At 52.6% G+C, this 23,728-nt stretch carries 26 protein-coding genes; 19 read left to right on the top strand and 7 right to left on the bottom strand.

Annotated elements, in window-relative coordinates; all coding sequences use genetic code 11:
* Positions 1-39 precede the first annotated feature (39 nt).
* From rplU to SH580_RS15485, 3 genes are all read left to right on the top strand, one after another.
* Positions 40-354, top strand: a complete 315-nt coding sequence (gene rplU, locus SH580_RS15495) for a 50S ribosomal protein L21 (protein WP_319831746.1) — start codon at positions 40-42, stop codon at positions 352-354.
* Positions 355-382: 28 nt separating this feature from the next.
* On the top strand, positions 383-637 hold the full coding sequence (gene rpmA, locus SH580_RS15490) for a 50S ribosomal protein L27 (RefSeq protein WP_319831745.1): 255 nt from the start codon (positions 383-385) through the stop codon (positions 635-637).
* A 161-nt stretch (positions 638-798) separates the two neighbouring features.
* Positions 799-1,185 carry a hypothetical protein gene (locus SH580_RS15485; protein ID WP_319831744.1) on the top strand — a complete coding sequence of 129 codons (387 nt, stop codon included), beginning with the start codon at positions 799-801 and terminating at the stop codon, positions 1,183-1,185.
* A 15-nt stretch (positions 1,186-1,200) separates the two neighbouring features.
* Here SH580_RS15485 and xerD read toward each other — a convergent pair whose 3' ends face one another.
* On the bottom strand, positions 1,201-2,130 hold the full coding sequence (gene xerD, locus SH580_RS15480) for a site-specific tyrosine recombinase XerD (RefSeq protein ID WP_319831743.1): 930 nt from the start codon (positions 2,128-2,130) through the stop codon (positions 1,201-1,203).
* Between the two features lie 140 nt (positions 2,131-2,270).
* Here xerD and argA point away from each other — a divergent pair, with 140 nt between their 5' ends.
* Both argA and SH580_RS15470 read left to right on the top strand, forming a co-directional pair.
* Positions 2,271-3,578 (top strand): amino-acid N-acetyltransferase, encoded by a 1,308-nt coding sequence (gene argA / locus SH580_RS15475; protein ID WP_319831742.1) that lies wholly within the window; start codon positions 2,271-2,273, stop codon positions 3,576-3,578.
* A gap of 21 nt (positions 3,579-3,599) precedes the next feature.
* Complete coding sequence (locus tag SH580_RS15470; protein WP_308947836.1) at positions 3,600-3,929, top strand: hypothetical protein; 330 nt, start codon at positions 3,600-3,602, stop codon at positions 3,927-3,929.
* 133 nt (positions 3,930-4,062) lie between these two features.
* Here SH580_RS15470 and SH580_RS15465 read toward each other — a convergent pair whose 3' ends face one another.
* From SH580_RS15465 to SH580_RS15450, 4 genes are all read right to left on the bottom strand, one after another.
* Entirely contained in the window at positions 4,063-5,433 is a 1,371-nt protein-coding gene (locus tag SH580_RS15465; RefSeq protein ID WP_319831741.1) for an MFS transporter, read from the bottom strand.
* 139 nt (positions 5,434-5,572) lie between these two features.
* Positions 5,573-6,049: a hypothetical protein gene (locus tag SH580_RS15460; protein ID WP_319831740.1), complete on the bottom strand. Its 477-nt coding sequence runs from the start codon at positions 6,047-6,049 to the stop codon at positions 5,573-5,575.
* A 162-nt stretch (positions 6,050-6,211) separates the two neighbouring features.
* Complete coding sequence (locus tag SH580_RS15455) at positions 6,212-7,255, bottom strand: hypothetical protein (RefSeq protein WP_319831739.1); 1,044 nt, start codon at positions 7,253-7,255, stop codon at positions 6,212-6,214.
* Positions 7,256-7,320: 65 nt separating this feature from the next.
* On the bottom strand, positions 7,321-8,283 hold the full coding sequence (locus SH580_RS15450) for a mechanosensitive ion channel family protein (RefSeq protein ID WP_319831738.1): 963 nt from the start codon (positions 8,281-8,283) through the stop codon (positions 7,321-7,323).
* A 180-nt stretch (positions 8,284-8,463) separates the two neighbouring features.
* Between SH580_RS15450 and SH580_RS15445 the strand changes: the two genes are divergently transcribed.
* The 3 genes from SH580_RS15445 (at position 8,464) to SH580_RS15435 (ending at position 11,101) form a co-directional block, all read left to right on the top strand.
* Positions 8,464-9,234: a polysaccharide deacetylase family protein gene (locus SH580_RS15445; RefSeq protein ID WP_319831737.1), complete on the top strand. Its 771-nt coding sequence runs from the start codon at positions 8,464-8,466 to the stop codon at positions 9,232-9,234.
* Between the two features lie 27 nt (positions 9,235-9,261).
* Positions 9,262-9,708, top strand: a complete 447-nt coding sequence (locus SH580_RS15440) for a DUF5069 domain-containing protein (protein WP_319831736.1) — start codon at positions 9,262-9,264, stop codon at positions 9,706-9,708.
* A gap of 343 nt (positions 9,709-10,051) precedes the next feature.
* The gene (locus SH580_RS15435; protein WP_319831735.1) at positions 10,052-11,101 is read left to right on the top strand and encodes a choice-of-anchor A family protein; all 1,050 of its coding nucleotides are present in this window, start codon (positions 10,052-10,054) and stop codon (positions 11,099-11,101) included.
* A 16-nt stretch (positions 11,102-11,117) separates the two neighbouring features.
* On the opposite strand, the gene glgA is transcribed toward SH580_RS15435, so the two are convergent.
* Together glgA and SH580_RS15425 are read right to left on the bottom strand one after the other, a co-directional pair.
* Positions 11,118-12,596: a glycogen synthase GlgA gene (gene glgA / locus SH580_RS15430; RefSeq protein WP_319831734.1), complete on the bottom strand. Its 1,479-nt coding sequence runs from the start codon at positions 12,594-12,596 to the stop codon at positions 11,118-11,120.
* Between the two features lie 5 nt (positions 12,597-12,601).
* Positions 12,602-13,660 carry an exosortase/archaeosortase family protein gene (locus SH580_RS15425; protein WP_319831733.1) on the bottom strand — a complete coding sequence of 353 codons (1,059 nt, stop codon included), beginning with the start codon at positions 13,658-13,660 and terminating at the stop codon, positions 12,602-12,604.
* Between the two features lie 161 nt (positions 13,661-13,821).
* On the opposite strand from SH580_RS15425, the gene SH580_RS15420 reads away from it, so the two are divergent.
* From SH580_RS15420 to SH580_RS15370, 11 genes are all read left to right on the top strand, one after another.
* A complete protein-coding gene (locus tag SH580_RS15420; protein ID WP_319831732.1) occupies positions 13,822-14,361 on the top strand; it encodes an HIT family protein in 540 nt (179 codons plus the stop codon).
* Positions 14,362-14,370: 9 nt separating this feature from the next.
* On the top strand, positions 14,371-15,315 hold the full coding sequence (locus tag SH580_RS15415; protein ID WP_319831731.1) for a PhoH family protein: 945 nt from the start codon (positions 14,371-14,373) through the stop codon (positions 15,313-15,315).
* A 30-nt stretch (positions 15,316-15,345) separates the two neighbouring features.
* Positions 15,346-17,793, top strand: coding sequence for an HD family phosphohydrolase (locus SH580_RS15410; RefSeq protein WP_319831730.1), 2,448 nt, complete (start codon positions 15,346-15,348; stop codon positions 17,791-17,793).
* A complete protein-coding gene (gene ybeY / locus SH580_RS15405; RefSeq protein ID WP_319831729.1) occupies positions 17,756-18,220 on the top strand; it encodes an rRNA maturation RNase YbeY in 465 nt (154 codons plus the stop codon). The genes SH580_RS15410 and ybeY overlap by 38 nt, the downstream gene beginning before the upstream one ends.
* A 131-nt stretch (positions 18,221-18,351) precedes the next feature.
* Positions 18,352-18,945 carry a sigma-70 family RNA polymerase sigma factor gene (locus SH580_RS15400; protein WP_319831728.1) on the top strand — a complete coding sequence of 198 codons (594 nt, stop codon included), beginning with the start codon at positions 18,352-18,354 and terminating at the stop codon, positions 18,943-18,945.
* Between the two features lie 11 nt (positions 18,946-18,956).
* Positions 18,957-19,226, top strand: coding sequence for a hypothetical protein (locus SH580_RS15395; RefSeq protein WP_319831727.1), 270 nt, complete (start codon positions 18,957-18,959; stop codon positions 19,224-19,226).
* 14 nt (positions 19,227-19,240) lie between these two features.
* Positions 19,241-19,648, top strand: coding sequence for an RNA-binding S4 domain-containing protein (locus SH580_RS15390; RefSeq protein WP_319831726.1), 408 nt, complete (start codon positions 19,241-19,243; stop codon positions 19,646-19,648).
* Between the two features lie 167 nt (positions 19,649-19,815).
* Complete coding sequence (locus SH580_RS15385) at positions 19,816-20,265, top strand: class I SAM-dependent methyltransferase (protein WP_319831725.1); 450 nt, start codon at positions 19,816-19,818, stop codon at positions 20,263-20,265.
* 166 nt (positions 20,266-20,431) lie between these two features.
* The gene (gene can / locus SH580_RS15380) at positions 20,432-21,025 is read left to right on the top strand and encodes a carbonate dehydratase (protein WP_319831724.1); all 594 of its coding nucleotides are present in this window, start codon (positions 20,432-20,434) and stop codon (positions 21,023-21,025) included.
* Positions 21,026-21,094: 69 nt separating this feature from the next.
* Positions 21,095-22,741, top strand: coding sequence for a sensor histidine kinase (locus SH580_RS15375; protein WP_319831723.1), 1,647 nt, complete (start codon positions 21,095-21,097; stop codon positions 22,739-22,741).
* Positions 22,734-23,588 carry a cyclic nucleotide-binding domain-containing protein gene (locus tag SH580_RS15370; RefSeq protein ID WP_319831722.1) on the top strand — a complete coding sequence of 285 codons (855 nt, stop codon included), beginning with the start codon at positions 22,734-22,736 and terminating at the stop codon, positions 23,586-23,588. The genes SH580_RS15375 and SH580_RS15370 overlap by 8 nt, the downstream gene beginning before the upstream one ends.
* Positions 23,589-23,728 lie beyond the last annotated feature (140 nt).

Raw genomic sequence — 23,728 nt, 5'->3', positions numbered from 1 at the left:
GATTTCGTAGCCCAGCACGATTTGCTCGCCCCTTTTCCCATGAAAGCCACTATCAAAACACAAGGTCGCCAATTCACCGTAACAGAAGGCGATGTCCTCAAAGTAAACTCCTTCCCAGGAACGGAAGCAGGCGACTCTGTTGACATCAACGAAGTCCTCATGATCGGTGAAGGTGCAGACGCACGCTTCGGCGCTCCTCTTATCGAAGGAGCATCCGTCAAGGTAACCATTCTCGAAAACAAAAAGGACAAGAAGGTCGTCGTCTTCAAAAAGAAGCGTCGCCAAGGCTACAAAAAGCGCCGCGGTCACCGTCAGCACCTTTCTGTTATCAAAGTCGAATCCATCAACGGATAATTTTCAACCACTCAGGAGATACTGAACGATGTCACATAAAAAAGGACAAGGAACTTCACGTAACGGTCGCGACAGCAACGCAAAGCGCCTCGGCGTTAAAAAATTCGGCGGCGAAGTCGTCGTTGCGGGCAACATCATCATCCGCCAGCGTGGCACACGCTTCCACCCCGGCGCAAATGTCGGAATGGGCCGCGATCACACCCTCTTCGCCCTCAAAGACGGTCGTGTTGCTTTTGACAAGCTTCACCGCACCATCAATGTAGTCGAAGAAGCTGTCGCTTAAGACGCACACACAGCATTTTCAAAAATCCCGCACCTGCATCAGGTGCGGGATTTTTTGTTATAGCTCGTAGCAGCCCCAAGACCCACCCATGGGCTTTAGCTTAAAAAAGAGTTCGACCCGCCCGCTCTCGGCGAGCATCCTAAACGTCCGACGCAAATCCGATGGCCATAACACTCGAAGAGCTCAAACAACAGCGCGAACAACTCCAGAAGCACCTGGACTGGCTCAACGCAAAAATTGCGGAGCTCAGCCCCACCACAGAGGGCGAGCCAAGCCCGGAGCCCTCAAAAAAACAGTCGCCCCCACCAGCAAGTAGCCCGCCACCCGCCACAACGAGCACACAGTCAGAGCCCACAACTGAGCCCACAACTGAGCCCCGGCAACCCAACGACGCAGAACTCGCCCCCCCGGCCCTCGACATAGAGAGCAGCTACAAGCCCAAAACACAGAGCGAAATCCAACGCGCCAAAATCGGCTGCCTCTTAATCTTCGCCTTCGCCACAGCTCTTTTCCTTTTCCTCCTCTTCGGCCTCCCCTACCTGCTGTGAGCACCGCTTAGCGATTTACTTTTTCGCACGTGGATGATAGAGCGCATGCTCATCGACCAGTCGCTGCGATTGCACCGAAGTGTAGATCTGGGTGGTCGATATATCCGCATGCCCAAGCATTTCTTGAATCACACGCAAGTCAGCTCCCCCTTCCAGCAAATGTGTCGCAAAAGAATGCCGTAACAAGTGCGGCTTGATCGGCTTCTTAATGCCTGCCCGCTTTGCGTGCTCCTTAACCAACACCCAGACCATTTTTCGCGAAATGGCTCGGCCCTGTTGACTCAGAAACACCTCACTTCCGGTGCGCGCTTTTACTAGGTGCGGTCGCCCGCCCACCAAATAGTCTCGCACCGCCTGAACTGCCGCACTGCCAATGGGCGCGATGCGCTCCTTGGAGCCTTTACCAAACACCCGCACATAGCCTTCATCCAAATTAATGCTCTGCAACAATATCCCACACAGCTCGGAAACACGCAGTCCGCTACTATAGAAAAGCTCCAAAATCGCACGGTCGCGCAAACCATGCGGGCTCACAGCCGAGGGCGCATTCAGCAGGCGCTCGACTTCCTCCCGCGTCAGCACATCCGGCAAGTCACGCGAGAGCTTAGGCGAGCCAAGCAATTCGGTCACATCATCCTTGCGCACATTCTCACGCACCAGATGCTTCGCCAGCATCCGCAAGGCCGAAAGCTTTCGCGCCTGACTACTACGCGCAAAACCGGCCCGACTCAAACTCGCTGTCCATGCCGCCACATCGGCAGACGCCACTTGCTGCCAATCCGCCACGCCCGCCTCTACCAAAAACTCTACACACTGCACCAGATCTCTCGTGTAGGCCGACAAGGTATTTGCCGAAAGTCCACGCTCCAACTCTAACCACGCCAAAAAGCTCTCAAGCGGTTCTGTGAAGGCGACGGGGATTTGATCTAAGAGGTCTTTACTCATGCGTAGGGGCCTCAGTGATGAAGACCGCAGCAGTTCGGCTCTGAGCTTCGGCGGTCTTCACTAGTGAAGCCCCTACACGATCAACTTCAAAACATGTGCCTTGCAAGCTCATAGAGCTTGCTCACAATCGCCCCCATTCAATGAACACCACGGATACTCACGAGAACACCATTAAGCCCACCGATTTGCGTGGAATCCTGAAATACGTACCCATGTTTCGCGATCACGTCTTCGTGCTAGCACTGGACGGCAGTCTAGTCGCGCATGAAAACTTCCAGAATGTGTTGCTCGACATCGCAGTGCTCCGCTCGCTCAACATCAAGGTGGTGCTCGTACATGGCATCGGCGAACAGCTCAAAGCGCTCGCCAGCCAAAAACACACCGCGATCAGCGACCCACATGGCGAGCTCAAGACCGACACCGCCACACTGGAGCTCGCGACTGAAGCCGCCGCCATCGTCAGCCTGCAAGTCATACAGGGGCTCACTCGCAACGGCTTGCGCTGCGCCACTTGCAACGGCGTAAGGAGCAAGGAGATTGGCATCGTTAAAGGCGTCGACCAACTTAACAGCGGCGCGGTCGACAAACTCGACGTGGTCTTATTTAACAAGCTATTGGATGCCGACACGATTCCCGTCATCACCCCGATCGCCTTCAGCCGCGACGGCACTCCGCTACGGATCAACTCCGACTTGCTGGCCTCCGAGCTCGCCTCCAAGCTCAGTGCCTCGAAGCTGATCTACATGACGACTCAAGAAGGGCTCAAAATCGACGAGAAGCCCTTGACGAATCTCCCGGTCGCCGATCTCGAAACGCTACTCGAAACCGCTGCCGAGAAAATTCCCGAGCGCCTACGCAGCAAGGTGCAACACGCCGTCAAGGCCATCAATGCCGGCACCCCACGGGCGCACATCCTCGACGGCCGCCTCTTCGGCGCGCTGCTCAACGAGATATTCGACAAAGTGGGCATCGGCACCATGGTTTACAGCAACGAGTATCAATCCATTCGCCGTGCCGTCGAAGCCGACGCGCACTCGATCTTTAACATCACGCGCAACGGCGTCCGCTCCGAAAGCCTACGTGAACGCTCACTGGAGTCCATCGAAGCCTCCATCCACAGCTACCTAGTGTATGAAATCGACGGCAGCATCGTCGGTTGCGTCAATTTAAAGAGCTACGACGGCGGCGACGTCATCGAAGTCGGCAGCGTTTATGTGCAACCCTTCTACCAGAACAAAGGCGTAGGCCGTAAGATGGTCGAATTTGCCTGTGCCGAAGCTAAAGCACGCGGCGCCAAACGTGTGATCGCGATGACAACTCAAGCAAACAAGTTCTTTTCCAAGGTCTGTGCATTCACCGAAGGCGACCTGACTGATCTCCCCGACGAACGGCGGGAGGATTACACAAAAAATGGCCGAAACTCCAAAGTGCTCTATCTCGATTTGTAGTTATTAGGCAAATACACTCAAATGGAACTCTATCATACAACAGACGCCGACGGCATATCTGAGCTGAATCCAAGTATCGATAAAATGCGCGAGCTGCTCGACAGCCTGGACGCACGCGATGCGGATGAAGCCGAGCATCCTGATGTGTCACTCATACACGATCACAGCGGATGGTCGCTTTCGGTCTATCCCAGCGGAGTTGTGACTTTTGAAAATCTCGACGAAGTGGATGACGCGCCGCGCTTCATGAGTGGCATCACCCGAAATCAAGCTCTCGAAATGTGGCTAGAGCTCTCCCGCGGCAAGATCCAGCAAGTCAACAGCCGCCCATGGTTACGCGACGAAGCGTAACGAGAAGGCGACAGGAACGACGAGCTTTAGCCGTCGCCGCGTAGGCATGGCTTTTGAAGAACGACCCACTGACTACGGCTGAAGCGCGTCACTCCCACTAACGACGGCTGAAGCGCGTCGCTCCTACTAACGACTAAAGCGCGTCGGTTCTGCTTCGGCGCTGTGGATTGTCCGCAGCTAAAGCAGCCACCGCAATCACGCCCGCCGCGATTGCCGCAAAGGCAAAGCCCGCTCGATAGGCGCCAAGATACAGCTCCACCAAGCTAAACAGAAACGGCCCCACCGCACTTGACATCACAATCACCGTCATAAACAGCCCAGAGATCGCGCCTAAATGTTGCCGCCCAAAAAAGCGCGGATACACGATCGAAGACAAGCCCCCAAAACACCCGCCCGCAACACCTTGCCCCAGGATGTGCAGCCAACTAATCGACGGATAATCTCCCATTGCCAGCGCACAAAAACCAAGCATAGCCGACACCGCCATGACGCACAGCAGATACTTGATCCGCACAAAAGGCTGATCCGTGAGCCATGCGACAGCAAAGCCCGAAACCACGGCGACGATCGCAGCTGGCATAAACAGCCTTAGGATATAATCGGTCGACACCCCCAGCTCCTCTCCCACCGCTATGATATGAAAGGCATAGGCCGTGACCACTAAGCCGTTCAACCCAAACATTGCAGTGAACGCCCAAAAGGAAAAGGTGCGCCGCGCTTCCGCTAGCGTATAATCGCGGTAGATGACAGAATCTAGATTCTCTCGCTGCACTTTACCGACATAATCGCCATCCATTTCAAGTCCACACTCCTCTGGATTATCCCGGGCAAAAATCCAGAACAGCAGCGCCAACACACAAATCATAACTAAGCCCATCAGTTGCCAAGCACCCTGCCAGCCAAGTTGCCGAATCAAATATTCGAAGCCCATGGGCGCACCCGAGAATGCAAAGGAAACGACAGCCCCGCTCCAGGCAGTCACGACCCCACGCCGCCGATTAAACCACTTCCCCAGCATCGCGCGTGAAGACATGGTCACCATTCCTTGTCCCGTGAAGCGCAACAGCGCAAAGCCGACCACCAGCACCAGGCCTGGTGCCAGCCAAGGTCGTGCATCCATCAAAGGCAAATAGCTCAACCAGCGCGAAAACAGCTCCATAAAACTCAAGCCCAGCAACACCACGCCCAAAGCCAGCACAGAATACACCAGCGAGCGCCGTGCACCGCAACGGTCGAAAAAGCGGCCACCCGCACTGAGCCCAAATGCGCTCAACAAAGTGCCCAGCATATACGCCACACTCAACTGCATCGCACTCAATCCTAAGGCCTCTGCTAAACGTGCAGTAAACACACTCACCCCCACCGTCTGCCCCGGCATACTCGCCGAGACTCCGAGCGTGGCAAATACTACGATCATCCAGCCATAAAAGAATGGCCAACGACGTGGTTGTAGCGGAAAATCCGGCTGCCAAAACCTAGAAATCTTGCGAGAAGAAGGACACATAGTAGCAGCCATAACGTCAGCAAAAGCCGCTGTCGATAGGGACTTATACTAAAACAAGACTATGTTCTACCACGGCGACTTCGAATTCTAAGTGCACAGGCGGCTCTCCAACGACACGAAGCATTTGGCACCATGGATCTCAGGAAATCGCCCGCTCCCAATGGCGATCGTTAAAGCCTACAAACTGCCAATCCTGATTAAACATTTCATTCGCGGTGGTGCGCCACTCTCCGTCCGTCCACAGCACCAGCTCCCCCTCTGCATTCAGCAATTCGAGAACCAAGCCCATAGGCTCATGACGATCTCGCTGCAATACGACTGCGAAACAATTCTGCCCAGACTTCAGATACGGAGCCACATCTATGGCATCGTAATTTTTCCAAGTAAACTGAGAGGCTTTAGAAGCCTGCGGAACCAGTACGCCATTAATATAGAGCTCGTAGCCACACCCTGCACTGATAAATAAAGTCAGCTGATCAATTTGATAGAGACAAAATTCCTCGCGAAAGAGACATCGCTCCGGCAACACCTCTCCGGTCTGTAAACTTTTCGGCCTCAGCGGTGGCTGTATCCAGAGAGCTCTCCATTCGCGCGAGAGTTCAAATGGATCGGGCATTGATTCAATCGCAGTGAGTTCAGCGCACATGTTAAATGCCCTCCTTGCTAACAGTGCAGAGTGATCGCAGATCACAGCCGTCTGGTGAGATAATTTGCCCGTGTTCGAGTATAGGCAGAGGTAGGATATGGGGGTATCTATTCATAAATATGATTTTTATTTTCAATCCAATATACAATCGTGGTAAGAGCGCACCAAACGCGACTGAATCGGCTTGCCTGATAAAATATTGGCAGACAACGCCTCCGCTGCAGTCTCTCCAAATTGCTTCCAGTCGATAAAAGAATAGCCAGATATGCCCAAGCTGGGATATTGCTGCTGAAAATATTTCAAGATATGCTCATTGGGAAGAAACACCTCCAGGCTTCCCGCCACATCCAAAGCGTTTAAAGACCGAATCAACTGCTCTTGCTCATGGAGGTTACCAGTAGCAACGATTGCAGTGACCGCTTGTCGTTGAGCTAACTTGATAATTTCAAGCAGCGAATCACTCTGCTGAAGAAATATATGCATGCCCTCAAATTCCAGAGCCAGTTTACCAATGATTCGACTCAAGCGTTGAGATTCTGCCTGGGTAGAGCTAATGAAGGCGACTTTCCGATGTCCTCGCGCATGGATAAAATGTATTTTCCGCGAATTATAATCATCGCCATCGATCGCGATGACGGGCGTGGGCTGCTCAATACCGATTGCTGACGATAAATACTGCGTATCAATCAGCAATTCTGAATACGGCAAGGGGCCGGAAGCTTGCTGGATCACAGAACGAACTTCATCGCTGGGATAGACCCAAGCTAAGGCTCGCACACCGTGTGCCATCGCGCGCCACCTTAAATTCTCAGGCAGACTAGACTGAATGATCTGCACGTTGATGCCATCGCATTCCAAATTATTAATAAGCGATCCTAGTATCTCACCAAGCTGGATAAAAGGGCTTTCTTTACCATGCCCGAGAACCACCCCGACCTTCTTCGCCCAATATTGACGTGGTAGCACGTAGTGCCCTTTCTTGGGGTAACTCACGATGAATCCATTTGTGCGAAACGCGGCCACTGCAGAACGATAAGTAACTCGGCTGACCTCAAACAACTCACACATCTTACTCTCCGAAGGCAAAAAGCCCTCAGTCTTGATATTCGCCTCAATGTAACGATTGAGCTTCGCGAGCACTTCAAAAAATACACGGTCTTTCTGCTTCGTCGACATCTTGGTATTAAATATTTAACACCAGATTGCATCCGTCAACAACGAATACCACCTAAATAAGCACTCTACTTCGCGCTTTTGCCAGCAACTGAATCACCGTCGTCTTCGCCGATGGGTTCACCATTCATCAATGCTTCTGCCTCAGCATCATCGGCCTTATCAAAGGCGAGCTCTTCAGCAGTCTTCAAGTCGACCGGCGAAACCGAATCGGCCTGCGTGCAAGCTCTGGGAATAAACACCACGCCCTCTTTTTGTGGACGCTGATTCATAAAGGTGGGCGAAACGATCTCAATATTAGCAGCGTGCAAGGTATCTAAGATCGATTTCTTTAAACGGGAACGTGTGGTCAACATCACCTTAATATCCGAAAGAAAACCACACACTTTGTAAGTTACCGAGAAGTCACCGAGTTCCAACACATGCACATAAGGGTCTTCCAACTCAACCTGCTTAGCAGCCTCAATCAAGAGTTCTTCGACTCGAGCATGCGCCAGGTCATAGCCCAATGAAATCGTTGCCGATACTATGGTACCAGAGGTGCGCACCACGGTAACTGCATTGGTCACTAAAAATAAATTGGGAAACGTCGTCAGGTCGCGATCTTCCGTCTGAATCTCGGTATGAAAGATGCCACGCTCAGTCACTCGCCCCCCTTGCGTTCCAATTCTAATATAATCACCGACACGAAAACTACGGGTGAGGCGCAGCATGGAACCAGCAAAAGCATTTGCGACAAAAGTCGTCGACGACAGAGCCATGACCCCCGTCATCACAAGCCCCATTAAACTAAGTATTTGAGCTCGTAAGGTATCACTCACCGGTAGCGATAAGACGACAAACACGACCCCCACCAGACTAAACAAAAGCATCAAAACTTGCGGGATAATCTTACGGTCCGAAAAAGCATCAAACTTACGCCCCAACCAGAGCCATTGAATTAATCGAAGTGCGACAACGACAACGGTAGTCGTGACAATCAGCGGAAGGTATTTGGGGATGGCTGCGTAGATTTGCTCAAAGTCGAACATCCTCAAGAGAGTGGGCTGCGCGGCCACAAGCGCAATGGGAAAAGCATGGGCAAAGCGCAGACCGCACAAGCACCAAGACCTAAGCACAATGCCCTCTGCTCAGATGTAAGCGCACTCGATTAAATCGAGCGAAACACGCTTGCTTAAAGGTAGGCGCATTATGCAGAATAACTTCGCGAGATGAAACAACAGCCCCAATTTACGTGGCCTGAAGGCCAGCAGTGCGCCGTCACCCTCAGCTATGACGATGCACTGCCGATTCACCATAAAGCAGTGGCACCATTCCTGGCCGCGAAAGGAGTGAGCGCGACCTTTTACATCTGCGCAAGCAGCGGTTTCACGGAGCACACAGATGCATGGAGACAAGTCGCAGAGCTAGGGCATGAACTGGGCAACCACACCCTATTTCACCCATGCCGCCGAGAACCGGCAACAAATTACGACTGGCTGGCAGCGCATTACGACCTTTGCGATTATACCGCTCAGCGCTGGACGGATGAGATGCGAGTAGCCAACTGTTTACTGAGGCTGGTCGACGGAGAAGCAGAGCGAACTTTTGGCAACACATGCTGTCATACCACCATTGGTCGCGGCCCGCGCGAAAAGGATCTAGATGGCCTCATCAAGCGTATGTTCGTCGCCGGACGAGGGCCGCGAAATGAAAAGATTGTAGAACCAAGCACATTGAACTTCCCTGCCCTAGGTCATTTCAGTGGAGACGGCAAAACGATGGAAGATCTACAACAATTGATCGAGCACGCCATCCAAATGAACGGCTGGATCATCTTTATGTTTCATGGAATCGGTGAGAACACGCACAAGCTATACATAGATGATGATGAACACGCAAAACTGATCGAGTATTTGGCAGCCAACTCAGCTCGTATCTGGACAGCTTCAATGGTGAAAGTAGCCAAGCATCTAAAAAATTGCGCCACCGAATTGGAATAAACTTCAGTTTGATGCATTCTACTCTCCATGACATCAAAACTAACACACGCACTCGACCTATCCAAATCATATCCACGCAGCCCCCGCGCAACACTGGCCGGCTTCGTTGTGGCTGCCCGCATGCTCGACAAATGCCGCGCCGTAATTGCCGGCACAGCCAACGAGTATCACTACAATTGCCCTCTGGACCAAGTATTTTTGGATTTCACAGGAATTGACGCCGACGCGTTTCAAGCTTTTGTCGCGACCGATGCAGATGATGACGCAGTCGCCGCTTGGATCCAAGAAAACAGCAAGCCACTGAGTAAAGAAGAGATCGTGGTGTGGAACAATAGCCTACGCGATAAACGAATCAGCGAGATGCCAGCAAACCTACAAGTCTTCCTGGAAGACTACATTGCGGAAGTAGTGCCCGCAGATAAAATCGTCTACAACTGGTTCGACGTTTACGACATCGAAGAAGGCCGCATCTAAGGCCTGCTCCCAACTTGCGCCTTTCTCCGAGGGGGAAGGAGCCCTATTCAGAAAGAAAGCTGATAAAAACCTGCGGGTGCACCGGATCGGCGAAGCCATTTCGAGCGACAGTTATAGTGCTGCCGCAACTCGAAATCGCTTCGCGAGCCCGCATTTAAAGAGCTAAATTCGACAGTCGGGGTAGGTACGGAATTTTGGATTATACGTCTTGCATTTTTCGCTCATTTACGAAAAATTAACAATCAAGGCCTAACCAAGTCGAACAACAACCGAATTCCTAACCACCAACGTAGCGCACCTTTGCCACGGCATATTCAAAGCGTGCGTAACTCCGTCTAGCGATATGAACACAACTCAAGCAATCACTACATCCCTCGCGATCGCACTGTCTTCGGTATCTAGTGCCGCTGTTTTTGAAGAGCTTTCATCTCAGTTCAATGTAATGATTTTTGGAAATTTCCTCGGCACAGGTGGCGATACAGAAGGTCGCCACTTCACCTCAGGTAACATGTCGGTCAACGACGGGAGCAATCTTTACACTGTCGCGGATGCCGTGGTCGCCCCGGACTTACCCTATTCCCCTGGCCGGCACGATCTAATCGTTGGGGGCAATTTCACAGGCAAGGCCTACGTATTAACAGAAAGTGCTTATGTCGGTGGCAGTTTAGTGAACGGCATTTCCACTGCCGAAATCCAAGTGTATAACGGCTCCCCGATTTCAGGGCCCTATTACTCAAGCGGAACAGGCACAGTCACGACCAACGCGGGTCCTTTCGACATCGACTTAGCCACAGGCCAAGCAGTGGCCAGTGGCAGCGGAGCCTCATTTGACTCCATGCTGACAGGTCTACGGGCGGAATCCCTCGCATTTTCGCAACTGGCCAACACAGCCGGAACCATCACAACAAACGATGGTTACGGCAACGTCAGCATCACCTTTAACGGTGTACACGACATCTACGTATATACCGTAAGCGAAGCTGATTGGAATGGCCAAAAGTATCGAACAGTGAATGCGCCCGCAGACTCCACAGTCATCATTAACGTCGAAGGTAGCGACATTAATCTATCCGGGACCATGAATATCGAAGGAACCGATCTAACTAACGTGATCATCAATTACCAAGAAGCCACTTCGATCGCGATGACCAGCATGGATCACAATGGAGCTCTACTAGCCGTTAACACCACATCCTACCAACAGACTGCTGGTGGCGTCAACGGGGCGGCCTTTATCGCAGGCGACGCAGAGAAAGATGGGGGCGGCGAATTCCACAATCATCTATTTACCGGAGACTTATCCGCAGTGCCGGAAGCGCAATCGTACGCCCTGCTACTCTCATTGGCGGCGGGGGCTTTTGTCGCGACACGAAGAAAACGCCAACAATTTTAGAATTTACGCGCTTTTTTTATGCAAACGCGGCCAAGCGAGTGCTGACAGCCCAATTGTAAATCGACTCGTATTTCACTGCGGACGCATCCCAGCTATAGTCACCAGCCATCCCGTTTAGCTGCAGGTTGCGAAACTCTTGAGGACGATCGTAATACGTGGCACATGCCCAGCCGATCGCATAGTAAAGCGCGTCGACCGTAGCTTGATTAAATACGAAGCCAGTGCCGGTCCCTTGCCCCTCGGCAAATTGCTCAACCGTATCGATCAGCCCACCAGTTGCGCGCACCACAGGCACAGTACCATAGCGCATGGCATACATTTGACCGAGCCCACAAGGCTCGAAGCGACTGGGCATCACAAAGCAATCCGCTCCTGCAATCGTCAGATGCGCAAGCTTGTTATTAAAACCGAGGTAACAGCCAAAGCGCCCGGGATAACGCTTCGTCAGTTGATCAAAACTATATTCCAGCGAAGGCTCCCCCGTGCCGAGCACCGCGATCTGAATCTGCATATCCGACATTAATCGGTCACAACAAGCCGCCAGCAGATCCAGTCCCTTTTGATTCACTAGCCGCGAGACGACAGTAAAAAGCGGCCGCGTGGAATCCACTTCGAGCCCATAAGCTTTTTGTAGCGCCGCCTTCACCTCAGCCTTACCGGAAAAGTCTTGAGCAGAATAATGGGCGGGAATGTGCGGGTCCGTCTCGGGGTTCCACTCGTCCAGGTCGACGCCATTGAGCACTCCGATCAGATCGGAGGAGCGAAAGCGTAACAAGGCATTCAGTCCGCAACCACCATCGGGAGTCTGCACCTCGCGCGCGTAAGTGGGGCTCACTGTGCTGATTTTAGTCGCATGATAGAGCCCTCCTTTGAGCATATTCAGCTCCCCCATCGACTCCAATCCGTCACTGCGAAATACAGAATTGGGCAAACCCGCAAACTGCAGCAAACTGCGATGGAACCAGCCGTGATGCTCTAAATTATGAATCGTAAAAACTGAGGCCGCTCGTCCCATCGGGCGCTCCGCCTCGGTGGTATTCAAATAAACTGGAGTCAAGCCACAGGGCCAATCATGACAATGCACGACGTCTGGAATCCAATCCATTTGTTCGCAAAAGTCGATGGCCGCTCGACTGAGAAAAGTGAAGCGCTGCCCATTATCATCCTCATTGCCCGAAGGGCCCACATACACAGAGGATGCCCCAAAATACTGATTATGCTCGATAAAATAGCAGGGCACTTCCGAGCCAGGCAGTGTGTGTTGCCAAATTCGACCATAAGCTTCGTGCCCACCAAGGCGAACAATGAGTGGACGCTCCAGAGCTTGCGCTCCATCGAAGTCATTCATCTCCGAATAACGCGGCATCAATATGCGCACATCATGCCCGCGCGCGGCGAGCGACTTAGACAGCGCCCCGACGACATCGGCCAGGCCGCCCACTTTCTTAAAAGGCGCCACTTCGGGTGCCAACATCAGGATACGTTGCTTTTCCATATACGCTAACTTTTAACTTCTGTATTCTCTGGCGTATCCCAATCCTCGTGCTCGTCCTCAAAATCTTTCAACTTAAAGTTAAAAATCGGCAGCAAACAGATAAGACCGATACAGGTGAATCCAAGAATGGCAAAGCCCGTCACGTCGTGAACAGAGCCTATATCACCAATCAGCGGTAGCACCCAGTGCTCATCGATCGCCTGCGAGCCATTATAATAGGCCCATAAGGTAAGAAAAATACTGCGAATCAAATTAGTCAGCACCGCAAAAATCATGGCCGCACAAACCAGTAAGATTTTTTTCCAAAAACGATCGAGGAACACAGCAGCCAGAAAGGACCCCGCAAACAAACAGGCAGTCAGCGAACGAATCCCCGAACAAGCCTCCTCAACACCAACCTGCCCCTCCGGTAATATCAGCACATTGCCTTCGCGCTCCAATTCAAAGCCGAGAAAGTCAAAGGAATGAAATACGATAATCGTCACCTTGGTCAGCAAGAAGACCCGAATCTTAGTCTCCAAAACAGAGACCAGCGGCGCAGAAATCATCCAGATCAAAGCTGGGAAGATAAATAGCGCCGTCAGCGCGAGGCGTTGCTTAAGCGGCATTAATTGCCCGTCCGCACGTTGCTTGGAAAAAATAAATACACTACTTAGTGTCAGCCCTCCCAAGCTCGCGGCGATCGCTAGCGAAGCGGGATTTTGCGGTCCCGTAGCAGCGCGCAAGAGGGCACCGATGCCAAACAAAAGCAAGGAGGCTGAAAAAGCGGCAATCGCGATCCACTCCAGCACTGCTGCCAATCCACTGCGCTCTGCCGGAGGTGGAGCGGGCTCGCTCGGCGCATGCCCCGAAAACAAATAACTACGCAACACCGGCCAACGATCATAGATCACATATGCCGAAAACAAAGGTACCAAATAGCCAAAACTATAATCTTCGCGATTTGCCCACCAGAACAGCTGATCCCAAATTGTATAAAACGCAAAACCGACGATCAGGCAGGCAGCCGCGATTTGCTCAGGCAGGAGATTCTTAAAGGTAGGATTTTCAGTGTTCGTGGTCACGGAGGCTTAGAATCAGGTGGTCACAGTCGGAATAAAAGGAGTCAATCAGAGGCGAAGAGTTGCCACGCTTCGCTCCCATAGCAACCCCGAAAAGAGGATTTTACCCCTAGAATTAACCATCGACGCGACAGATTGAGCCCTCTAATCTGCGCCGCTAATTTATGGACAACTCCGCACCTAAGCAGACATCCACGCCGCTTTCCCCTTCTATGGAGCGGCTTCACGCGTATTGGCGCATGCCGTACATCCTCGCGCCCAAAAACCCGGACGAAGGCGGTAATCCCTTTATCCGTATCACCCAATCGGGTGACGACGCTAAAGAATACATTCTGCTGCGTGGTCAGCATAATTACATTGTGATGAACCGCTATCCTTACAATGCAGGGCACCTACTGGTGCTCCCCTACCGTGAAGTTCCACGGCTGGAGGACCTGACGCTCGAAGAAAGACACGAGCTGATGGACCTGATCGTAGAAGCTCAGAACCTGCTCACCCGCGCACTACGCCCGGATGGGTTCAACACTGGCTTTAATTTTGGTGATGCAGCCGGAGCAGGCATCCCCAGCCACCTGCATTGTCATGTCGTGCCGCGCTGGAACGGTGACACAAACTTCATGCCAGTCATCGGCAACACTCGCGTCCTGCCGGACTCGATGGACGCCATGTGGCAGCGCCTTCACGCCTGCATCGAAGCTAAATAATATACATCTATGCCGTCAAAGACGATCCACTTTTCCAGCGCCCGTCAGCTGAGCCTGCTCTATGCGGACGACGGACGCCATCTTGAAGAAGCCGAACAAAGCCTGGGAGTGAGCCTGGCGACTCGCGATGATTGGGTGACTGTCGAGGGCAGTAGCGAGGGCATCGCCGCAGTCAAAGCACTGTTTGAGCTGCTCGCCGCCGCCCGCGATCAAGGGCTACGCATTCGAAGTTCCGACTTTCTTTACACGCTCCGCTGCGTGGCCGAAGGGCGAGCCGACGAACTGCGCGAGATCTACCGCAACCCCTTGATTATTAAACTCAAGCGCCAAAGCATTGTCCCCAAGACACTCAACCAAAAGCGCTATCTACAAGCCATTGCAGCGCACCCGATCACCTTCGGAATCGGCCCTGCAGGCACCGGCAAAACCTATCTGGCCATGGCGATGGCGCTACGCGAACTGCTGGAAGGTCGCGCAGAACGCATCATCTTAACCCGCCCCGCAGTGGAGGCTGGCGAGGCACTCGGCTTCCTGCCAGGCGAGCTACAAGAGAAAGTGCTGCCCTACCTCACCCCGCTCTACGACGCCATGAACGACATGATCGGCAAAGAGCAAACCATGCAGCTAGTCGAGCGGGGCATCGTCGAGATCGCACCACTCGCCTACATGCGCGGACGTACCTTGGCTAATGCCTTCGTCGTGCTCGACGAAGCTCAAAACACCACTCATGAGCAAATGATGATGTTCCTCACACGCCTGGGCGACGGCAGCCGCATGGTGATTACCGGCGACATCACCCAAACTGATTTACCTCGCAGCAAACAATCTGGCCTGAAAGAAGCTACTCGAATTCTAAAAAACATCGAGGCCATCCGCCTCTTCCATTTTGACGGACAAGACGTCGTAAGACACCCGCTCGTGCAAGACATCATCAATGCCTACGCACAGGGCTAAACCCTGTTAACGTTTCACACACTCAGACTTATGGCCTCTTTCTCAAAAAAGAACAATTCTCGCAAGTCTCTGGACGGCGCAATGCGCAAAGATGCCGGCCGCGGCAAAGACTCCGCGACGACCCATTTCTTTGAAACCAGCAAACTGATCGAAATCAGTATGTTTGTGCTCTTCTCGGCACTGGTGATTACCATTTGCTACCTGGGACAAAAGCCCAAAGGCCCACGTATCATCCTCAATCAAGCAGCCCAATCACGGATCGTATCCGAGTTTCAGTTTGATTATAAGAGCGCCGTATTGACCGAAGCCGCGGCTGCGGCCACCCGCGCTCAGGTGCCCCCGGTATTTCAACGTACTTTCGAGCCCTACGATAAATTCAGTCAATTTATCAATGATCTCAATTCAGCGATCGCCAAAAACAAGATCGAGCACGAATCCGAAGGTCAAGAGATCCTCAAGACCGAACTGTTCAAAACCGCACTTCAATTGATCGAAGCCAACGAGCTCACGATCAAGCCCAGCATTATCGTCGAGCTGACCACACAAACCACCCCGAAAGAACGCTCCTTACTCTTTAACGATGCCCTCGCCGTACTCAAATCGATCTATACTGATGGCATCTACTCCGCCAGTCGCTCCGACTCCGCAGATCCCCATGTCACTGTCATTCAATTAGTCGACGAAGAGGGACACTACAACTTGCCCAATGCCCGCTCATTGCCAGACGCACTCGTGGCACTACGCGTCAGAATCGACGCCCTCTCCCGCGACGCTTCCACAGGCCGCATACTTTTCGACATTTTCCGCACCGGCCTGCGTCCGAACTTACTTTACAGCGCCACAGGCACCAATCGCGCGATCAAACGAGCGATCGACCAACTGGACCCCATCATCGTCAGTTTTAAAGAGGGCGACACCCTGATCGAGCCAGGCGCGATCATCACCCCCGCCGAGCTAGAGCGCATCGCCGCCTATCGCAAAGTAGAACTCGAGCGCAATGGCAACTCACTCATATTCAACCCACTTTTCATCGAACGCCTCATATTGACAACGATGCTGCTGATCGCCGTCTACATCTACGTCAATCGCGGCCTGCGCGAGCTGCGCAAACGCAACCGCGCGATCGCGATCACTGCGGTCAGCATATTACTGAATCTCCTGATCATCCGCATCATCATGGAAATCGGCGAGAGCGCACTCATTAACAGCCGCCCCTCGCTCAGCATGCTGCCCTACATCGCACCCTATGCACTGGCCCCGATCATAGTAGCCGTGCTCGTCGGTGGCTCACCTGCTGTGCTTACCGCGCTCATCATCGCCGTGCTCTTTGGTATTATTCAAAATAACTCGGTCGAATTTATTCTAATCGCCTTCCTGTCTGGCGTCGTAGGCGCTTACGCATCCACCAACATTCGCAAACGCTCCAAGCTAGTGCGCTCGGGCCTGTGCGCAGGAGCCACTGCAGCCATTGCCGGTGCCGGCGTTGCGCTACTCAACGGCTTTTCCTTCAGCCTCGTCGGGCAACAAACACTTGTCGCACTCGTAGTCGGCCTACTCACGGGCATCCTTGCCGTCGGTTTACTCCCCATTTTCGAGCAACTCTTTAAAATCACCACCGAAATTACACTGCTGGAATTGACCGATTTCAATCACCCGCTGCTACGCCGCATGCAAATGGAAGCGCCCGGCACCTACCACCACAGTCTGATGGTAGCCAACCTTTCGGAAAACGCCGCAGCTGCCATCGGTGCCAGCCCCCTGCTCTGTCGCGTCTGCTGCTTCTTCCATGACATCGGAAAACTGGTAAAGCCTGAATACTTCACCGAAAATCAACGTGACGGGATCAACCCACACGATGCCAAAAACCCTTCGATGAGCGCGCTGGTGATCAAGGCACACGTCAAAGAAGGCGTCGAAATGGCCCGTAAGAACAAACTGCCACGCGTGATTATCGACGTCATCCGCCAACACCACGGCACCACTTTGATCCAGTATTTCTTCCACCAAGCCAAAGAAAAAGCCAAGGAAACACAAAAAAACACGCTCCCCCCATTTTCAGAAGGAACCAAGACCAAGGGCAAAGATGAATTCAAGGTCGAAGAAAGCACCTACCGCTACGACGGCCCCAAGCCTGCCTTTAAAGAAAGCGCCATCATCTTTTTCGCCGACAGCGTGGAAGCCGCCAGCCGTAGCCTGAAAAAAGTCACGCAGCCCAATGTTGAAGAGTTGATTGACCGCATATTCAAAGATAGGATCGAAGATGGTCAGCTCGATAGTTGCCCACTCACCTTCCACGAGCTTCACCTCATTCGAAAAAGCTTTGTCTACACCGTGCTCAATATGCTCCATGCCCGCATCGAATACCCGAAGACCGATGCGGAAAAAGCCAAAGAACTCGAAAACGAAGCTGCCCAAAACAAACAACAAGAAGCCAAAACCGATGCCAAAGCTCAGCCTGGAAATCAACAACCAGTATAGTGCGCTAGCCGCCCCCGAGGCCGCCACCCGTACACTCTTCGAAACGCTCCACGCCTCGGCAGCCTTCCCCATCACAGAGGGCGAGCTCTCAATCGCCTTTGTGAGCGATGACGAAATAGCACAAGTCCACGCCGACTTCATGGACGACCCCACCCCCACGGATGTCATCACCTTTCCCGCCAACGAGGAGATGGAATCGGCCGGTGAGATCATCGTTTCCGTCGACCACGCCAGCAGCCGTGCAGCCGAGCTAAACGAGCCGTTCAGTCGCGAGCTCAGTCTCTACCTGGTGCACGGCTGGCTACACCTGGCCGGCTACGACGACCGCAACGAGGTCGACCGCGCCGCGATGCGCCAAGCCGAGCAAGAAGTACTCAACCTCCTCGACGCAGCCAAGCACTCCATCGTGTTTCAGCTGAAAGCCTGAAGGAGGTCCGACCTCTGGCTTCTGACCTCTGGCCCAGGCATTAAGAATTGAACGTTCGAAGTTGGACGTTCAAAGTTACCCCAACTTCCCACTCTCCACTCCCAACTGTCAGCAAAGCTGACTCCCAAACTGTGCCCGACCAAGCAGAGCCTGCAGTTCCCATCACCCCACCGGATCAGTGGGTCGACGCCTATGGTGATTACTTATACGGCTTCGCAATGTCGCGCTTAAGAAATCCCGAAGCCGCAGCCGACTGCGTGCAAGACACCCTGCTCGCGGGCATCAAAGCCCTCGATCGCTTCGACGGCAGCCGCGATATCAAATTCTGGCTGCGCGGTATCATGCGCAATAAGATTGTCGATCAGATCCGTAAATCGATTAAAGAAAATAAAGTCGATATCGAGGCCGAAGACGAAGCCTTGCTCGAAAGTTTCTGGTTCAAATACAGTGGGATCGCGACCACAAATCCCGATCCTTGGCAGTTCAACCCTCGTAAATATTACGACAACAGCGAATTCTGGATCGTGTTCGAAAAATGCATTACACAAGTCAAGAATCCTGCACGTCAGGCCTTCGTGCTGCGAGTGCTCGAAGACCAAACAACTGAAGAAGTTTGTAAGGCAATGGACGTCACTCCGAATTACTTATGGGTGCTCCTGCACCGCGCACGCGAGCAACTCAAAGTCCTACTCGAAGCCAACTGGACCGGAAAGGACGCTAACTAATTTAATTTCAAATGTTTACCTGTAAACAAGTATCCCAGGCATTGTCCAAAGAAGACTATGAGAAGCTCTCGCCCACGCGGCGCTTCTTGCTACGTCTGCACGTAAAACTATGCATTTTCTGCGGAAAATTTAATCGTCAAGTCATGGACGCGCAGGACATGTGCCGCTGCTATAAACAACACGAAGAATCGGTCGCCGAACACCGGCCCAAACTCGACAGCGCGAAGAAAGATCAGCTCAAAGCACTGCTCGCAGCCCAGTCGAAATCTGAAAAGTCTTAGAACCACTGTCCGCCGTGCCAAGCTCGCCCACCCCCTCCGCATCCGCGTCTTCACAACGCCTCGACCGCTGGCTTTGGGCAGTACGTGTGTATAAAACACGCAGCGACGCCGCTGAAGCCTGCCGCGGCTCCGCAGTGCGCCTCAACGGTAATATCGCCAAGCCCTCCTCCAAAGTGCGCATTGGCGATTGCATCGTCGCTCGCACCAAAGCACTCACCCGCACCCTCCATGTAGTGGGATTGATCGAAAACCGTATCGGCGCCGCTCTGGTGGCGGAATATTGCGACGACCAAACCCCAGAGTCGGAGCATGAAAAAGCCCGCGAAAAGCGGGCCAATGCCAGGGTCTTCAGCCATAAAGGCAGTGGCCGCCCCACCAAAAAAGATCGACGCGACATAGAAAAACTAATATCGAAAATCTAATCCAACTCGACTACGAAGCCGAAAGCCCGGAGCTGCCGGAGCCCTTCGCTGCACTCATTCACGACGCCGACCAGCGCTGGCATACATTCTGGGAGCAAAAGCTGAATAAGCGCTATCCACGCTACGTCGCCAGCGAGCCCGCACAGGTCTATGCCGCCCTCAAACATGTGCGCGACCAAGGCCTCGCACCCGGCGAGCGTTTCATCGAATGGGGCAGCGGCTTCGGAGTCGCCACCAGCCTGGCCGCCCAACTGGGCTACGAAGCCACTGGCATCGAACTGGAAGAGGGACTGGTCGAGATCGCAGAATCCTTAGCCGCAGCGCATGACACAGGTGCCGAATTCATCCATACCAGCTATATACCTGAAGGCTATATTAGTTACGAACACATAGGCGGCACGGACATCGTGCCCGACGACAGCTTCGGGCACCAAACGGGCCCGGCTCGTTACGAAGAAATGGAGATCGGGCTGGATGAAGTGGACGTCTTCTTCGTCTACCCCTGGCCCGGCGAACAGGAAATGATGCTCAAACTCTTCGAATCCGTCGCCAGTGAAGACGCCATCCTCATCGCCTACTACGGCGACCGGGAAATCTGCATCTACCGCGCGCAGTAGCTCCGAAGGCTCCTGCGCCACAGTCAACGGTTCTATTGTGCAGCTAAAAAAGTGCTGCGCAAAATCACCATACACCTTGCGAAATCTGCTCGAAGGCATTTTTTGGGTGAACCGCTAGCGCCGCTGCGCACGCGACACTACCTAACACCGCATCACTACCGACACTATGCCAACTCTCAGTAAACTCCTTGAAAACAACCGCGACTGGGCTCAAAAGACCCTCAAAGAAGATCCAGAATTTTTTGATAAGCTCTCCAAACAGCAAAATCCCGAATATCTCTGGATCGGCTGCTCCGATAGCCGCGTGCCCGCCAACCAAATCACAGGGCTGATGCCTGGCGAGGTGTTCGTACATCGTAATATCGCCAATGTAGTGGTGCACACCGACCTCAATCTGCTGTCCGTGCTCCAGTATGCAGTGGATGTTCTGAAAGTTCGCCATGTCATCGTCTGTGGCCACTACGGCTGCGGTGGTGTGAAAGCTGCCATGGGCCAAGAGTCACATGGTCTCATCGATAATTGGTTGCGCCACATTCAAGACGTGCAAACTCTATATGTTGACGAATTAAAACCGCTCACTGGCGAGAGTAAAAGCGACCGCATGTGTGAACTGAATGTAATCGCCCAAGCCAATAACCTCCGTCGCAGCACCGTGCTGCAAGACGCCTGGGCACGCGGCCAAAAAATCGACATCCACTCGTGGATCTACAGCCTAAAGGATGGGCAAATCCGCACACTACAAGACGCCATCACCAGTTAGTCTGCGATGGCAGTCTCTGATGAAAAAGAGCTCGATACGATCACATAGCCTGAATATACTCCAGGTGTTTTGATTAACGAGAATCCAAGTCAAGAAACACTCATCCAGGAGTTGGAGGAATTGCGGCGTGTACATGACGCATTAAAAAACTCCTACAATGAAAGTGTCCGGCGTCGAGAGTCACTTCAAATAGCCCTCGACCATAGCCAACGCCAATATCAGTTACTGACGAGCAACAGCCTGGAAGTGATCTGGACCTTGGACTTGAATGGCCAATTAAGCTACATCAGCCCATCCATTCAACGGCTGCGTGGCCTCACACCCACAGAGGCGATGGTGGAGGCGATGCCAGCGACGATGGCGCCCAGCTCTCAAGTGCTGCTAGCCACGGCACTCAAAAACTGTGAAGCAAAAGCACGCTCTAAAGATGGAAGTCCCGTCCGAATCGAAGTTGAACAATTTCACAGGGATGGACATCTGATATGGGTCGAAATGTATATTCGGGCTCAGCTTAATAACCTAGGTGAGACCATTGGCTTTATAGGCAACTCAAGGGACATCACTCGTCGTAAAAAGTCCGAAAAAGCGACTCAAGAAATCGCAGAAAGCTTTGAGACATTGGTGGCCAAAGTCCCCATTGGAATTTATGTGCTAGGCTTAAACGACGACAATACAGCAGAATTCAGGTATGTCAGTGATCGCTGGTGTGAGATTTTTCAAATCAACCGCGAAGAAGCGATGACCGACCTCGCTCAGGTAGACGCAAAGGTGCATGTAGACGATCGAGAAGAATTTCGAGCAATGAACAACCAAGCGATCCACCAGCGAAAACGATTTCTCTGGGAAGGCCGCATGCAGTGCGGCGACGAAGAGCGCTGGCTTCGCATCGAATCCGTTCCCGTCTCTTTGCAGAACAATGAGCATCAATGGTATGGGGCGGTCAAAGACATCACCCAGCGCAAGCAAGCAGAAAATGCGCTACGTGAGAGCGAAACGCAACTGCGCGAGCTGAATGCACAAAAAGACAAATTCTTCTCCATCATTGCCCACGACCTGATGAGTCCGTTCAACAGCATTTTAGGATTCAGCGAATTATTAATCGATCAGATCAACGACAATGACTACGAAGGCATCCATGAGTACGCGACGATGATTGAACAATCTTCCAAGCAATCGGTGGATCTACTCACGAATCTATTAGAATGGTCACGCGCACATACAGGGCGCATGAACTTCTCCCCCGCAGCCTTTGACCTGCAGGCTTTAATACGCGAAAACACGGAGCTTTTCGAAACCATCGCAGCGCAAAAATCTATAACGATCTTCCAAAATATATCCCAAGAAATCATCGTAGTTGCAGATAAACAGATGATCAGCACCGTGCTCAGGAATTTACTCGCGAACGCCATCAAATTTACCCATCAGGGCGGTCAGGTCACTTTATCGGCCAAGCGCCAAGCGTCCGAAATCCTGATATCTGTCAGCGATAATGGAGTCGGCATCCCCGCGCACAGACTCAACAAGCTATTCCGCATCGACGAAAACGAATCCACGCAGGGCACGAACCAAGAAACAGGCACCGGTTTAGGTCTCTTACTTTGCAAGGAATTCATCGAAAAGCACGACGGCAAGATCTGGGTCGAAAGCGAGATAGAAAAAGGTTCCAGCTTCTACCTAACTCTGCCCCACATACCACCCCCTGCGAATCATGCTTAAAAAAATCCTATCCGCCGCATTCGAATCAAGACGCAAGAAAAGCATCGAAGAGCAGCTCGAAAGCATGCGGGTCCTCAAAGTCCCCTTTCTGGAAGGAGCCGACGATCAGCTCATCTCAGAACTTGCGACAGCGTTGGAGCCGGTCAAATTTCCCGCTGGAAAAACGATTTTTCGCGAAGGGGAGCCTGGCGACAGTCTCTTTCTCATCGTGGATGGGACCGTACGCGTCAGCAGCGAAGAAGAGGAGATCATCGCCGAACTCGGCGTCGGCGGATGCTTCGGGGAAGGTGCCCTCCTCGAAGGTCAAGTGCGCGCGGCCACTGTCGTTGCGGTGGAAGAGCTGGCTCTCTTACAGCTCAAACGTGAGTCGTATGAAGAGCTGGCCACCAAATTTAGAAAATTGCGCTATCGTCTAAGTAATCTGCACAAAACGAGAAAAGCCGAGGAAATCGAAAATTCGATCGAATGTAATTTACTAAAAAACGCCCCCTTTCTCGCAGGCGCAGGCGGTGGACTGATCAACGAACTCGCTCATATGCTGGAGCGGAAACATTTCGCCAAGGGCAACAGCCTGATCCGCGAGGGAGCAGACGGTAAATATTTTTTCTTAATCGAAGAAGGCATGGTAAGTGTCAGTCAGGGCACCACTCAGTTGGCCGAGCTCGGGCCAGGCACTTGCATCGGCGAAGGCGCTCTCTTCAGTGGGAGAGCATGCTCCGCGACTGTCAAAGCCCTGACAGACACATCTAGCTTCGTGTTAAAAAAAGAGGCTTTCCGACGAATCATCGCCCGCTATCCGGTTTTTGGCAAAAGACTGCACGAAATTCACGAGAAGCGAAATAAATAAAACCCCACCCCTTTTACAAGAGGTGGGGAGTTCGTTTATACCTTACTAGTTACCCCTAACTATATATGAAAAAAGTAATGCGATGCATTACGCTATACTTTGTCCGCAGGTTCACCACAGAGTTCCAAAAAAGAAGATAT

The organism is Coraliomargarita algicola (assembly GCF_033878955.1).
GTDB classification, from domain to species: Bacteria; Verrucomicrobiota; Verrucomicrobiia; order Opitutales; family Coraliomargaritaceae; genus Thalassobacterium; species Thalassobacterium algicola.
Note: the sequence above shows the minus strand (reverse complement) of the source record. Positions and strands in the feature narration are given on the sequence as shown.